The organism is Burkholderia sp. 567 (assembly GCF_040545115.1).
Taxonomy (GTDB): Bacteria; Pseudomonadota; Gammaproteobacteria; order Burkholderiales; family Burkholderiaceae; genus Burkholderia; species Burkholderia ambifaria.
On the sequence record NZ_JBEPLG010000001.1, the window covers coordinates 202,614 to 217,020 of the forward strand.

Consider the following 14,407-nt stretch of genomic DNA (forward strand, 5'->3'; position numbering starts at 1 on the left):
CAAGCGCCGGGGCGGTTCAGCGGGTCACGCCAGCACGCGATGTCGCCACGCGGGCAGGCTCTGGCGCACGTCGGCGATCCGCTGCGGATCGAGCTCGCCGGTCACGACGCTCGCGCCTTCGTCGCGGACCGCGACGATCTCGCCCCACGGGTCGACCAGCATGCTGTGGCCCCAGGTGCGCCGGCCGTTCTCGTGCTTGCCGCCCTGCGCGGCCGCGAGCACGTAGCACTGATTCTCGACGGCCCGCGCGCGCAGCAGCATTTCCCAGTGCGCGCGACCCGTCGTATACGTAAACGCCGACGGCACGACGATCAGCGCGCAGTCGCCCATCCTGCGGTACAGCTCCGGAAAGCGCAGATCGTAACAGACCGACAGGCCGACCCGCCCGAACGGCGCGTCGAACGTGACGACCGTCTCGCCCGCGCGGATCGTGCGCGCCTCGTCGAACGATTCGTCGCCTTTCTCGAAGTTGAACAGGTGGATCTTGTCGTAGCGGGCCGCCTCTTGGCCGCTCGGATCGAACACGAGCGTCGTGTTCAGCACGCGATCGGGTTCGGGCGCCTTCAGCGGCAGCGTGCCGCCGATCAGCCAGACGCCGTGACGCTGCGCGGCCTGCGCGAGAAACTGCTGGATCGGACCGTCGCGGTAGGGTTCGGCGAGCGCGAGCTTGTCGGTGTCGCGGTGGCCCATGAAGCAGAAATACTCGGGCAGCAGCACGAGCTGGGCGCCGTCGCCGGCCGCTTCCGCGATCAGGCGGCCGGCTTCGGCGAGATTGCGCGCGACGTCCGGCGTGCTCACCATCTGCAGCGCGGCGACCCGAAAGGGCGTGGCGGAACGGGTGTGATCGGTCATCGCTGGATCGATTGCGTCATAAATAGGGTGCGGCCCGGCACCCTGCGCGCGTCAATGGCTCGCCGCATCGGCCGGACCGTGATTCATCTTACCCTGATCGCCCCGCACCCGCTCGATGTGCGGATGCGCCCACGAGCCGGTGATCGCGTAGTCGAGCGCGAACGCGTGCGACAGCGTCTCCGACAGCGCGTAGTTCGCGGCCAGCACGCCGACGCCAAGCAGCGGATTGATGATCGCGGCCGCGATCGCCGCCGTGCCGGCGCCGATCTTCGGCGCGACGTGCGCGTGCAGGTCCTGCGTCTCGGCGCCGAGATCGACCGCGCCGCGCACCGTCACGTTCGCCGGCGCCGTCGTCATCGAGAAATCGTCGGTGCGCGCGATCCCGTTCGAGATCCGGCTGGTGCCCGTGATCTTGTCGAACGGCAGCCCCTTGCCGACCACGTCGCGGAAATTCAGCGTCAGGAAGCGCGCGAGGCTCTGCAAGCTCAGCACGCCGAGCAGTTTCGCGGCGCCCGGATCGACCTTCAGGATCTGGCCGTGCTCGAGATCGACCGCGACCTGGCCGCCGAGCGACGGCAGATCGACCGCGGTCGGGCCGCCGCGCCAGCCGACCTTGCCGGTCACCGTGCCGTGGCCGTTCGCGACCGTGCGCGGCAGGCCGACGAGATCGAGCAGCGCGCCCGCGTTGCCGATGTCGAGCTTGAAGTCGAACACGCTGCGGCGCGGCGCATCGTTTTCGTCGACGCCGCGGGCCAGCGCACGGCGCGAGGTGCGCCAGTTGCCGGTCGCCGTCAGCTTCGCGGCCGGGTTCGCCAGTTCGAGCTTGTCGAGCTGCCACACCGGCGCGCCGTCCTCGTCGATGTTGCGCGCATTGACGACGAGCCGGCCGATGTCGTGATCGCGCGCGACGACCTGGTCGACGATCAGGTCGACCGACGGCATCGGCCGGTCCGTCGGCGTCGGCAGGTTCATCGCGCGGCCGACGAGGTCGTGCTGCGCGCTTTGCGGAATCACGAGCTTCGCGAGCCGCGCGTTCAGCACGCCCGCGCCGTTGTGGCCGCCGCCCTGCGCCCACGACAGGTAGCCCGAGACCTGGTTCGACGCGATGTTCGCCTGCCACAGCTCGTCGACGTGCGACGCGCCGATGATCACGTTTTCCCAGTTGCGCTTGAGCAGCTTCAGCGTGCCGAAGTGCAGCGCGAAGCGCTTCGGCGTGAAGCTCGCGACGTCGACGCGCGGCGCGGCCGGCTCCGGTGCGCGCGGCGTGTCGTGCTGCAGCGTGCGGGCCAGCGCGAGCCATGCGTCGGCGTCCAGTTCGTCGACGTCGACGGCGGCGCTCACGCCGTCCTGCGGCAGGTCGGGCATCCGGTGGATGCCCATCGCGCCGCGCACCGCGCGCAGCGGCTGGCCGCGCGTCGCGTCGAGCAGGTAGGTCGCGGACACGGGGCCGAGCGTCAGGTCGGCATGTTCGAGGCGCTTGCCGTCGGCCTCGGCGGCCGGCTGCAGCGTGAAGCGGAACGGCATCGGCGTGCCGGCCGGTTTCGCGAACGGCGCGGGGAAGTTCAGCGCGACGCCCGTCAGGTCGGAATGCGCGGTGACCTCCGGCAGGCGGCCCGGCGCGCCGCGCACGGCGACGTGGTACGGCGCGTCGCCGACCACGTGCTCGAGCAGCGCCGCGGCCGTGCCGTGCAGGTTCAGGCCGCGCGTGGCGTCGAGCGCGAGCTTGCCGTCGACGTTCACCGCGTACGGGCCATGCGACTGGAAGTTGCCGTTCGCGCGCACCGGGCCGCCGAGGAAGCGCCCCGACAGGTCGTGCAGCGACGCGCCGGCCTCGCTGAACCGCACGCTGCCGCGCAGCGCGGACAGCGGCGGCACGCCGTCGGTCGACAGCGTGTTGCCGCCGAACGCGAGGGCGCCTTCGACGTGCGTATGCGGATGCGGCACGCGCTGCGGAATCGTGATCTTCAGCGCGAGCGACGCGGGCCCCTGCGCATCGATCCGCTGGCCGATGTGCCCGCTCATCGTGCCGAGCGAGCTGTTGTCCGCGTAGTCGATCAGGTCCGCGAGCGGGCCTTGGGCATGGCCGTCGATGATGAGCGGCGACTTCGACGGGTTGCCGAGATCGTCGATCCGGCCGGCCACCTTGGTCAGCGCGACGCGCTTGTAGCGCGCGCGCGCGATGTCGAAGCGCAGCTTGTTCTGCGCGAGCTCGAACACGCCGTCGATCGCGTCGAGTGCCGGCCAGACGCTCGGCGTGCCGTTCGCGAGCTTGCGCGGCGGGTACGGCGTCGGCTCGAAGCGCCCGCCGGTAAACGGCGCGACGATATGGAACACGCCGGCATCCGGCTCGTGTGAGAACGGGAATTTCTCGAGCGGGCCGCGCGCGACGATCGACGCGCCCTTGGTCACCTGGCCGTCCTGCAGCGCATGGCCGAGATACGCGCGCAGGCGTTCGGACATCCCGGTCGGCAGGTAGCGCGGAATGCGCGCGACCGACGCGCGCGCGAAATCCGCGCGCAGGTCGAGCGAGCCGCGGCCGTGGCCGGGGTTCGTGTACGAGCCCGACACCGCGATTTCGGCATCGGGGTTCGAGACGAACAGGTCGGGCAACGTCACGTCGACGCGCGCGTGCTTGTCGCCCGGCGCCGGCGTGATCACCCATTTCGCGTTGCCGCGCAGCCGGTCGAAGGTCAGGCGCGGCTGGTCGAATTCGCCGGGCACCGTGACCGCGGCGTTGACCGTGTCGAAGTGCGCGCTGCCGCCGGTCTCGTTCGCATCGACGCGGCCCCACAAATTCTCGACGCCCGGCCAGCCGGCGCGCGGGTGACCGCGCGGCGACAAGCCCGGCGGCGGCTCCTGCGCGGCGACGCTGATGCCCTGCAGATCGCCGAGGAAGCGATAGCGCACGATCGGCGCGGCGCCCATGCGCCGCTCTTCGTCGGCGAGCTCGGGCCGCGCCGGCTTCGCGCGCTCGACCTCGATGTGGTAGTTCGACACCATCCCGCGCGGGTCGAGCTTGATCAGCTCGTTGCGCAGGCGTGCCGGCAGCGGCAGCCCTCGGATGAACTCACTGAGGATGCCGAGATCGACGCGGTCGCCGACGACGCTCAGCAGTTGCCCCTGGTCGGCGGCCGGCACGCGGTAGCGGGCGGTCAGCGTCGACAGCGCGAGCGAGCGCGCGAGCGGCGTGCCGTCCGGCAGCGGCGGCTGGCCGAGCTCCGCGTTGAAGCGCGTCAGGTGCAGCGTGTAGTCGCGGCCGGCGTTCAGCGCCATGTCCCAGCCGAACCCGACCGTCGGCACGTCGAGGCGCGGCTGGGTCGGCCGCACGCGCAGCACGACGTCGGCGCCTTGCAGGTCGCCGCCCGCGGAGCGCAGGTGGCCGTCCTCGAAGGTCGCCCAGATCGCATTGTCGATCCGGCCCGCATGGATCGTCAGCGGAATGTCGAGATAGCGGCCGAGGGTCTGCAGGTCGACCGGGCCGGTCGACAGGTATGCGTCGCCGGTCCAGTTCGTCGGCTTGCCGATCGGCTGGAGCGGCTTGTGGCGGAAGCGCGCGCGAAAATCGAGCGGGCCGAGCAGCAGCGTGCCGTTCGCGGGCGCCTGCAGCGCGGCCTTGTGCACGCGGCCGTGGTTGAGCACCGCCAGGCGAATGCCCGACAGCGCGAGCTCCGGTGCGTCGTGCTGCGCGTCGCGCCAGCGCAGCGTGCCGTTGCGCAGCACGATCGCTTCCTGCTTCAGCAGCCACGTGCTGAACGTGTCGTTGCCGCCATGGGTGGTCGCGACGCCGACGCCCGCGACGCTCAGCGAGCCGTCGGCCGCGCGCGCGACGACGAGGTCGGGGTGGTCGACGATCAGGCTCGACAGCGCGGGCGACAGCCGCAGCAGCGACATCCAAGACAGCGCGGCCGTCGCGTGCGGGACCGACAGCGCGATCCGGCCGTCACGGCCGCGAATCGTCAGGTTGGTGACTTCGACGCCCGGCTGCATGCCGGACCAGTGGGGAGACAGTCTGCCGATCGACAGCTGCGCGTGGAGCTTGTCGGACACCGCGCGCTCGATGCGCGGGCGGAATTCGTCGATGCGCGGGAGCAGCACGTAGCGCAGCCCGAGGAACGAGGCGGACGCGACGAAGTAGGTGCCGATACCGAGTGCCAGCGTCACCCTGAACACGCGACGCAGGACAGGATGATCGTGCTTCGGAGGTCCCGCTTCGGGCGCAGGTACGGCGGATTCCTGACGGTCGGACATGCGGCGGAAGGGCGGCGATATGGTAGTTTTGCAGACTGACGTTGAAATGTATCACAGGGGTTCGTGCCGGCGGCCGTTGGGGCAGCATGGCACGGGCTTTCCGGCGCGCGGTTTTCGCGGCGGCGCACCCGCGCCGCGATACCGCGCCGAGTCCAAGGGGCCTGTCGGCAGCGGGGCGCGCATGCGTCGCCCGCGGTGGCGGGCCTTACCGCCAGGCCCGCTTTTCGATGACCGACGCTTCCGCCCTGATCAGCCCATCCTACTCCCGCTATATCGCCCGCGCGGCCGCCGCGCGTCCCGCGCTGTCCGAGCGGATCGCCGCGTGGGCCGCCGCACCGCTGTCCCGCGCGCAGCTCGACGCGCGCCTGAGCGAGCTGCTCGCGGCGCCGGCCGGCACGGCCGCGCCGAGCGACGAGCAGCTGAAGCGCGCGCTGCGGCAGTTGCGTGTCGAAGTGTTCGGCGCGGTCGCGGAGCGCGACCTGCGCGGCCTCGCAAGCGTCGCCGAGGTGACGGGCGCGATGACCCATCTGGCCGAAGCGGCCGTGCAGCGCTCGCTCGCGCTACTCTCGGCCGAGCTCGAGGCGATGTACGGCGAGCCGCGCGGCGCCGACGGCCAGCGCGTCGTGCTCGGCGTCGTCGGGATGGGCAAGCTGGGCGGCCGCGAGCTGAACGTGTCGTCGGACATCGACCTGATCTTCGTCTACGAGGACGACGGCGAGACGGCCGGCGGCACGCGCTCGCCGCTGTCCACCCAGGAATACTTCACGCGGCTCGGCCGGCGCCTGATCGGCGTGCTGTCCGAGGTCACGGCCGACGGCTACGTGTTTCGCGTCGACATGCGGCTGCGCCCGAACGGCGATTCGGGGCCGCTCGTCTGCAGCCTCGGGATGCTCGAGGAATATTTCTACGTGCAGGGGCGCGAATGGGAGCGCTACGCGTGGATCAAGGGGCGGCTCGTGTCGGAAGGCGACAGCGACGCGGCGCGGCGGCTCGAGTCGCAGCTCGAATCGATCGTCAAGCCGTTCGTCTACCGCCGCTATCTCGACTTCGGCGTGATCGGCGCGATCCGTTCGCTGCACCAGCAGATTCGCCACGAAGCCGCGCGCCGCGCGTCGATGCGGCCCGACAAGGCCGACGACATCAAGCTCGGGCGCGGCGGGATCCGCGAGATCGAGTTCAGCGCGCAGGTGTTTCAGCTGATCCGCGGCGGCCAGGATGCGGGGTTCCGCGTGCGGCCGACGCTCGCGGTGCTGCGCCATGCGCAGGCGCGCGGGCTGATCGGCGAGGACGTGCGCGAGCGGCTGACCGACGCGTACAACTTCCTGCGCACGCTCGAGCACCGGCTGCAGTATCGCGACGACGCGCAGACGCATGCGATGCCGGTCGATCCGGACGAGCGCGCGGCGCTGGCCGCGTCGCTCGGCTTTGCGGACTACGCGGCGCTGATGACGGTGCTCGATGGCCACCGCACCTTCGTCGAGGCGCAGTTCGACCAGATTTTCGCGGACAAGGTGAGCGGCGGCCCCTGCGCGGCAGGTGAAGACACGGCGGCCGCGTGGATCTGGAGCGGGGCGCTGGCCGACGACGGCGAAGACGACGCGCTGCTCGCGCGCCTCGACGGGCTGGGCTTCACCGATCCGGCGGCCGTGCTCGCGCGGCTGCGCGCGATCTGGCAGTCGTCGCGCTACGCGGGCCTGCCGGAAAAGAGCCGGCAGCGCTTCGACAGCGTCGCGCAGCGCGCGCTCGAGGCCGCGCCGCGGATCGACGCCGCGCGCCGCGACGAAACCATCGTGCGGCTGTTCGACCTGCTCGAGACGGTCAGCCGGCGCGGCGTGTATCTCGCGCTGCTGACCGAGTACCCGGCGGCGCTCGACCGCGTGCTGTCCGTGCTCGGCGCGACGCGCTGGGGCGGCGGCTACCTGATCCGCCATCCGCAGCTGCTCGACGAACTGCTCGACGACGAAGCGATCGCGAGCCCGTTCGACTGGCCCGCGTTCAAGGATGCGCTGCGGGCGCGTCTCGCGGCGGCCGACGGCCCCGAGCAGCAGATGGACCTGTTGCGGCATGCGCAGCACGCGGAGGTGTTCCGCATCCTGCTGATCGACCTGGCGGGCCAGCTGTCGGTCGAACACGTGAGCGATCGCCTGTCCGAGCTCGCCGACGCGGTGCTCGACGTGACGATCGAAGTGGTCTGGTCGCAGCTCGCGAAGCGCCATCGCGACGTGCCGAAGTTCGCGGTGATCGCGTACGGCAAGCTCGGCGGCAAGGAGCTCGGCTACGCATCGGATCTCGACCTGATCTTCCTGTACGACGATCCCGACGAGCGCTCGGCGGACGTCTACACGACATTTACGCGACGGCTGATCACGTGGCTCACGACCGCGACCGGCGCGGGCGCGCTGTTCGACATCGACCTGCGGCTGCGGCCGAACGGCGAGGCCGGGCTGCTCGTGACCGATCTCGACGCGTTCCGCCGCTACCAGCTGCGCGAGGGCGACGCGGCGAACACCGCGTGGGTGTGGGAGCACCAGGCGCTCACGCGCGCGCGCTACAGCGCGGGCGACACGCAGATCGGCATGGACTTCGAGGAGATCCGCCAGCAGGTGCTGACGACGCCGCGCGACGGCGACGTGCTCGCGAAGGAAATCGTCGACATGCGCGGCAAGGTGTTCGCGGGCCATCCGAACCAGACCGGGCTGTTCGACCTGAAGCACGATCGCGGCGGGATGGTCGACATCGAATTCATCGTCCAGTACTGGGTGCTGCTGCATGCGTCGAGCGATGCCGAGCTGATCCGCAACACCGGCAACATCGCGCTGCTGCGCGAGGTCGCGCGCTTCGGGCTGATGAGCGAGGACGAGGCCGAGCGTGTCGGCGCGGCGTACCGCCAGTACCGGAAGCTGCAGCACAAGCTGCGGCTCGACGGGATGGAGAAGGCGCGGGTCGATCCGGCCCTGGTGGCCGACGAGCGGGCGGCCGTGACGGCGCTGTGGACGCGGGTGTTCGGCGGCGCTTGACGGGCCTTCGGCCGTGGCGTGGGTTGTTGCCCCGGAGGGGGCCGGTTCCGCCGCGTTGAGATTCGTTTGAGATTGTTTGAGCGGAAATGTCTGCATCGAAAGAATGCGGACTTTCCGTTCAACCGGCGCCGTGCGCCCTCAACGAGCTCGTCCCATCTTGAAACCGATTCGTGTTGTCTTTGCCACAACGGCGCTGTCCGCTGCCGTCGTCGGACTGTTCTCCGCTTCCGCCGGCGCCGCCGAGCCGGCATCCACGTCACTCAAGAACCTGTCGCGCGGCGACGATCAGTGCCTGGCGTGGCAACCGGCCGACAACGCAGCGGTGTTCGCCGCGTGCGACGGCGGCGCCGCGCAGGACTGGACCTTCGAGCCGCGCGGCGGCTTCCAGCGCATCGTCAACACCGGCGCGAGCGCCGCGCGCGGCACCAGGATGTGCCTGCATTCGGCCGCGGGTGATACCGGCATGGGGCGTGTGGCGGTCGGCGTGTGCGGCGAAGGCGACCAGACGATGCGCGACTGGCGGGCGGATCGCGGCCTCGACGGCCAGGTGGTGTTCGGCAACCGGTACCGGATCAATACCGGCCGCACGGCCGAGGTGCTGGCGCCGCGCGCCGGCGGCGCCGGCGTCGCGATGCAGAACCTGCGCGGCCAGCCGTCGTCGGTCTGGAGGTCGGCCGTGTCGATTGCGCCGTCGCAGCGCCCGCTGCTCGGCGACAAGTCCGTGCTGCTGATGGTGACGCACTTCAACGACTCGAAGCCTGCCGACAGCGAGGTGGTGCGCAAGGCGGTGTTCGGCGACGGCGATGACCATTCGTCGCTGCGGCGCTATCTCGAGGTCGCGTCGCGCGGCAAGCTGACGCTGCACGGGCAGACGCTGGGCGGCGTCAATCTCGGCGACCGGCCCGCCACCTGCGATTCGGGCGCGATCCGCACGGCCGCGCGCAACGCGGCGCTCGCGCGCGGCGTGAACCCGGACAAGTTCAACTACCTGTTCGTCGATCTGCCGAAAATGAGCAGTTGCAACTGGAGTGCTCTTGCCGCGACGCCGGGCAACTGGATTCTGTCGAATGCGAGCGGCCACGGCTACTGGATGTGGTCGCACGAGTTCGGTCACAACCTGGGCGCGAAGCATCCGGGTTCGCTCGTCGATTGCCCGACGCCGGGCGGCACGGTCGAGGTCGGCGGCGTGTGCCGCGTTGGCAAGGTCGATGATCCGTCCGACACGATGGGCGGCGGCGGCCGGCGTTTGTATCCGGCGAGCTATCAACTGTTCGCTGGCTGGCTGGGCGAGGCCGACGTGCCCGAGATCAACGGCAGCGGCACCTATCGGCTCGCGCCGCTGTGGGGCGATGCGCCGGGCGCGAAGGCGTACCGTATCGCGCGCGCCGACGGCTCGACGCTGTGGCTCGAGTTCCGCCAGCCGCTACGCGGCTTCGACGACTGGAAGGCGGACGATTCGTTCGTCAACGGCGTGATCGTGCGCACCGTCGCGCATGGCGGCAACGTGCTGACGAACACGCTGGTCGACGCGACGCCCGGCAGCGCGAACGGCATGAAGGACGCGCCGCTGATGCCGGGCCATGCGCTGCACGACACGTTGTCGGGCAAGATCGTCACCGTCAAGTCGGTCGGGCCGGACGGCGCCGTGGTCGAGGTGAAGAATGACGGCCTGCTGATGCCCGACGCGGTGGTCACCGGCCCGCAGCAGGCGGCCGCGGGCACTGCGGTCGTGCTGTCGGGCGCATCGTCGGCCGGCGACGCATTGCGCTACAGCTGGGTGGTGCCGGTCGGCGTCGACGCGCAGCCGAACGGCGCGGAATTACGTTTTGTCGCGCCCACGCTCGAACAGGACCGCGACTACGCGTTCGAGCTGACCGTGGCGAACGACAAGGGCTATACGTCGCAGGCGACCCACGTCGTCACGGTGAAGGCGCAGGAGATCGTCGCGCCGCCGCGCGCCACGATCAGCGGGCCGGCGTCGGTCGACGGCGGCGCAGCCGTCACGCTGTCCGGCGCGTCGTCGACGGGCAAGGGGTTGAAGTACGCGTGGACCGGGCCGGCCGGTGTGTCGATCGCGCAGAACGGCGCGACCGCGATGTTCACCGCGCCGAAGGCGGCCGACGAGCGCCGCTATGCGTTCAAGCTGGTGGTGACCGACGCACTGGGTCGCACGGCCGACGCGACCCACGACGTGACCGTGCGTGCGTCCGCGGGCGAGGGCGCGGCTGCGTGGGATCCGAAGAAGACCTACGCGACGCCGTGCCACGAAGTCAGCCATGCCGGCAAGACCTGGCTCAACGGCTGGTGGGTGCTTGGCGACGTGCCGGGCACGGGCGGCGAGTGGGGCGCATGGCGCGAGAAGGGCGTCGCGAACATGCACGCGATGTGCAAGAGCAAGTAAGTGCGGCCGCGATGCGCCAGCGCGGGTAATCACGCTGGCGCGAGTTGTGGCGGTGCGGAGCGAAGTGTTGCCGCGTTCCGGTTCCGGCCCGCTGCGGGCCTTGTGCGGGCTTACGCGGCCAGCATTTCCTTCGCGTGCTTGCGCGTCGTCGCGGTGATCTCGAGGCCGCCGAGCATCCGTGCGACTTCCTCGACCCGGCTCGCCTTGTCGAGCGGGATGACCGACGACACGGTGCCGCCGCGGTCGTCGGCGCCTTTCGCGACCTGATAGTGATGGTCGCCGCGCGCGGCCACCTGCGGCAGGTGCGTCACGCACAGCACCTGGCGGTCGCGCCCGAGCTGGTGCAGCAGGCGGCCGACCACCTCGGCGACGCCGCCGCCGATCCCCGTGTCGACTTCGTCGAAAATCAGCGTCGGGGTCGGGCTTGCCGCGCTCGCGATCACTGCGAGCGCGAGGCTGATCCGCGCGAGTTCGCCGCCCGACGCGACTTTCGCGAGCGGGCGCAGCGGCACGCCGGGGTGCCCGGCGACCCGGAATTCAACCTGCTCGAGCCCATGCGGGCCGCCGTCGGCGAGCGGCACGAGCGCGACTTCGAAGCTGCCGCCCGCCATCGACAGTTCCTGCATGCCGGCCGTGACGGCCGTGCCGAGCGCCTTCGCCGCCTGCGTGCGGGCCTTCGACAGGTGTTTCGCGTCGGCGAGATAGGTTTCCCATGCCTTCGCCTGCGCGGCTTCGAGCGCGCCGAGATCGGCGGCCGCGTCGAGCGCGGCGAGCTGCGCGCGGCGTGCCGCATGTTCCTCGTGCAGCGTGCCGGGCGGCAGCCTGAACTTGCGGGCGGTCGTGTGCAGCGCGTCGAGGCGCGCTTCGACCTGCGCGAGCCGGGCCGGGTCGAGATCGAGGCGCTGCGCGTAGTGCGACAGCGAATAGACGGCTTCCTGCAACTGGATCTCGGCCGGTTCGAGCGACGCGAGCGCATCGCCGAGCGCCGTGTCGTAGTCGGCCAGGTTGCGCAGCTTCGACACGATCGCGCCGAGCTGCGGGAGCATCGCGTCGTCGGCCTCGGACAGCGCGTTGAGCGCGCCCTGCACGCCGGCGATCAGGTTCGCCGAGTGCGACAGCCGCTTGTGCTCGCTGCCGACTTCGTCCCATTCGCCCGGTTGCGGCGCGAGCTTGTCGAGTTCGGCGAGCTGCCACGCGAGCTTTTCACGTTCGAGCTGCAGTTCGCGCTCGTGCGCCTTCGCGGCGTCGATCGCCTGCGTCGCGTCGCGCCATACGCGCCACGCGCGGGCGACGTTCGCGGCATCGGCGACGAGCCCCGCGTGCGTGTCGAACAGCTCGCGCTGCGCGTCGGGCCGCATCAGCAATTGGTGCGCGTGCTGGCCGTGGATGTCGACCAGCATCTCGCCGAGCTCGCGCAGTTGCGCGAGCGTCGCGCTGGTGCCGTTGATGAACGCACGCGAGCGGCCGTTCGCGTCGATCACGCGGCGCAGCATCACGGTGTCCTCGGCGTCGAACGCGTGTTCGTCGAGCCAGCGCGCGACGCGGTCGTGCGGCGTGAATTCGGCGGTGATGTCGGCACGGCTGCAGCCGGCGCGCACGACGCTCGCGTCGGCGCGTTCGCCGAGCGCGAGGGCGAGGGCGTCGATCAGGATCGATTTGCCGGCGCCGGTTTCGCCGGAAAAGACGGTAAAGCCGCTGTCGAATTCGAGATCGAGCGCGGCGACGATGACGAAGTCGCGAATCGAGAGGTGGCGGAGCATGGTGTCGGGCTGTGGTGCGTCAGGACGCCGTGTCGTCTTCGTTCGATGCGTGTTCGTTCCAGTGCAGCTTCTTGCGCAGCGTCGCGTAGTAGCTGTAGCCGACCGGATGCAGGAACGGCACCGTGTGCTTCGAGCGGCGCACCTCGATCGTGTCGTTCAGTTCGAGCGCGGTGAACGACTGCATGTCGAAGTTCACGTTGACGTCGCGGCCGCCGACGATCTGGATCGCGATCTTCGAATCGTCGGGCAGCACGATCGGCCGGTTCGACAGCGCGTGCGGCGCGATCGGCACGAGCACGATGCCCTGGAGTTGCGGGTGCAGGATCGGGCCGGCCGACGACAGCGCGTACGCGGTCGAGCCGGTCGGCGTGGCGACGATCAGGCCGTCCGAACGCTGGTTGTACATGAACCGGCCGTCGACCGACGCGCGCAGCTCGACCATCCCGGAAAAGCCGCTGCGGTTCACGACGACGTCGTTGAACGCGAGCGCGTGGTAGATCGGTTCGCCGTCGCGCACGATCCGCGCCTCGAGCAGCGAGCGCTCCTCGCGCTCGAACTTGCCGGACAGGATCACCGGCACGCGCGCCTGCATGTCGGCGGCCGCGATGTCGGTGATGAAGCCGAGCCGCCCGTGGTTGATCCCGATCAGCGGGGTCTTGTACGGCGCGAGCTGGCGGCCGATGCCGAGCATCGTGCCGTCGCCGCCGAGCACGACCGCCACGTCCGCGCGCGCCCCGATCTCGGCCGGGGTGAGCGCCGGATAGCCGGAGATGCCGATCTCGCGAGCGGTGTCGACTTCGAACACGACCTCGAAGCCCAGCTTCGCGATGCAGCCGGCCAGCGTGGTGAGCGGCTCGGCGATGCCGGGCGTGTTGCTCCGGCCGACGAGCGCGACAGTGTTGAACTGATTACCGGTTTTCATGCCGGCATTACACCATAGCTCGTTGACGAAAAGAACCGGTTGTGCGCAGACGGGGCCGGATCGGCCGGCCCGCACGACTGGGGCCGCTGCCACTCGCCGTGCTGGCGCGGTTGCGCTAAAATTTTCCACCATGCTAGATCCTCGCGCACGAACCCTCCTGAAAACCCTGATCGAACGGTATATCGCCGACGGTCAGCCGGTCGGATCGCGCACGTTGTCCCGTTACTCCGGGCTCGAACTGAGCCCGGCAACGATCCGCAACGTGATGTCCGACCTGGAGGAGCTCGGCCTTGTGTCGAGCCCCCACACATCGGCCGGCCGCGTGCCGACGCCGCGCGGCTACCGGCTGTTCGTGGACACGATGCTGACGGTCGAGACGCCGATCGACGCCGAGGCCGTCGCGCGGCAGGTGCAGCACACGCTGCAGGCCGGCGAACCGCAGCAGCGGGTGGTGGCGGCCGCCGCCAGCGTGCTGTCGAACCTGTCGCAGTTCGCGGGCGTCGTGCTGACGCCGCGCCGCAGCCACGTGTTCAAGCAGATCGAGTTCATGCGCCTGTCGGACAAGCGGATCCTGCTGATCATCGTCACGCCCGAGGGCGACGTGCAGAACCGGATGCTCGCGACGCCGCGCGACTATTCGCCGTCGCAGCTGACCGAGGCATCCAACTACATCAACGCGCATTTCGCCGGGCTGTCGTTCGACGAGGTGCGCCGCCGCCTGCGCGACGAGATCGACCAGTTGCGCGGCGACATGACCACGCTGATGCATGCGGCCGTGACGGCCAGCACCGAGGTGCCCGATACCGAGGACACCGTGCTCATTTCCGGCGAGCGCAACCTGCTCGAAGTGGCGGATCTGTCGTCCGACATGGCGCGGCTGCGCAAGCTGTTCGACGTGTTCGACCAAAAGACGGGCCTCCTGCAACTGCTCGACGTGTCGAGCCACGCCCAGGGCGTGCAGATCTTCATCGGCGGGGAATCGACGCTCGTGCCGATCGAGGAGATGAGCGTCGTCACCGCACCCTACGAGGTGAACGGCCAGATCGTCGGCACGCTCGGCGTGATCGGCCCGACCCGCATGGCTTACAACCGCGTGATCCCGATCGTCGACATCACCGCGCGCCTGCTGTCGCTCACGCTGAGCCAGCAATAACCTGACCGGCACCGCCCCGCCATCGTGCCGCGGTGGCGCGCGCGCCGCCATTCG

At 70.3% G+C, this 14,407-nt stretch carries 7 protein-coding genes; 3 read left to right on the top strand and 4 right to left on the bottom strand.

Annotated elements, in window-relative coordinates; all coding sequences use genetic code 11:
• Positions 1-24: 24 nt before the first annotated feature.
• Positions 25-852: a carbon-nitrogen hydrolase family protein gene (locus tag ABIC50_RS00940; protein ID WP_354161095.1), complete on the bottom strand. Its 828-nt coding sequence runs from the start codon at positions 850-852 to the stop codon at positions 25-27.
• A 51-nt stretch (positions 853-903) separates the two neighbouring features.
• On the bottom strand, positions 904-5,100 hold the full coding sequence (locus ABIC50_RS00945) for a YhdP family phospholipid transporter (RefSeq protein WP_354161097.1): 4,197 nt from the start codon (positions 5,098-5,100) through the stop codon (positions 904-906).
• Between the two features lie 227 nt (positions 5,101-5,327).
• Here ABIC50_RS00945 and glnE point away from each other — a divergent pair, with 227 nt between their 5' ends.
• Together glnE and ABIC50_RS00955 are read left to right on the top strand one after the other, a co-directional pair.
• Positions 5,328-8,117: a bifunctional [glutamate--ammonia ligase]-adenylyl-L-tyrosine phosphorylase/[glutamate--ammonia-ligase] adenylyltransferase gene (gene glnE, locus ABIC50_RS00950; RefSeq protein WP_354161100.1), complete on the top strand. Its 2,790-nt coding sequence runs from the start codon at positions 5,328-5,330 to the stop codon at positions 8,115-8,117.
• Positions 8,118-8,274: 157 nt separating this feature from the next.
• Positions 8,275-10,518 (top strand): PKD domain-containing protein, encoded by a 2,244-nt coding sequence (locus ABIC50_RS00955; protein WP_354161102.1) that lies wholly within the window; start codon positions 8,275-8,277, stop codon positions 10,516-10,518.
• A 110-nt stretch (positions 10,519-10,628) separates the two neighbouring features.
• On the opposite strand, the gene recN is transcribed toward ABIC50_RS00955, so the two are convergent.
• Positions 10,629-12,278, bottom strand: a complete 1,650-nt coding sequence (gene recN / locus ABIC50_RS00960) for a DNA repair protein RecN (RefSeq protein ID WP_126227198.1) — start codon at positions 12,276-12,278, stop codon at positions 10,629-10,631.
• Between the two features lie 19 nt (positions 12,279-12,297).
• Entirely contained in the window at positions 12,298-13,200 is a 903-nt protein-coding gene (locus tag ABIC50_RS00965) for an NAD kinase (protein WP_006752731.1), read from the bottom strand.
• A 130-nt stretch (positions 13,201-13,330) separates the two neighbouring features.
• Here ABIC50_RS00965 and hrcA point away from each other — a divergent pair, with 130 nt between their 5' ends.
• Positions 13,331-14,353 (top strand): heat-inducible transcriptional repressor HrcA, encoded by a 1,023-nt coding sequence (gene hrcA, locus ABIC50_RS00970; RefSeq protein WP_011656033.1) that lies wholly within the window; start codon positions 13,331-13,333, stop codon positions 14,351-14,353.
• The last annotated feature ends 54 nt before the right edge of the window (positions 14,354-14,407 follow it).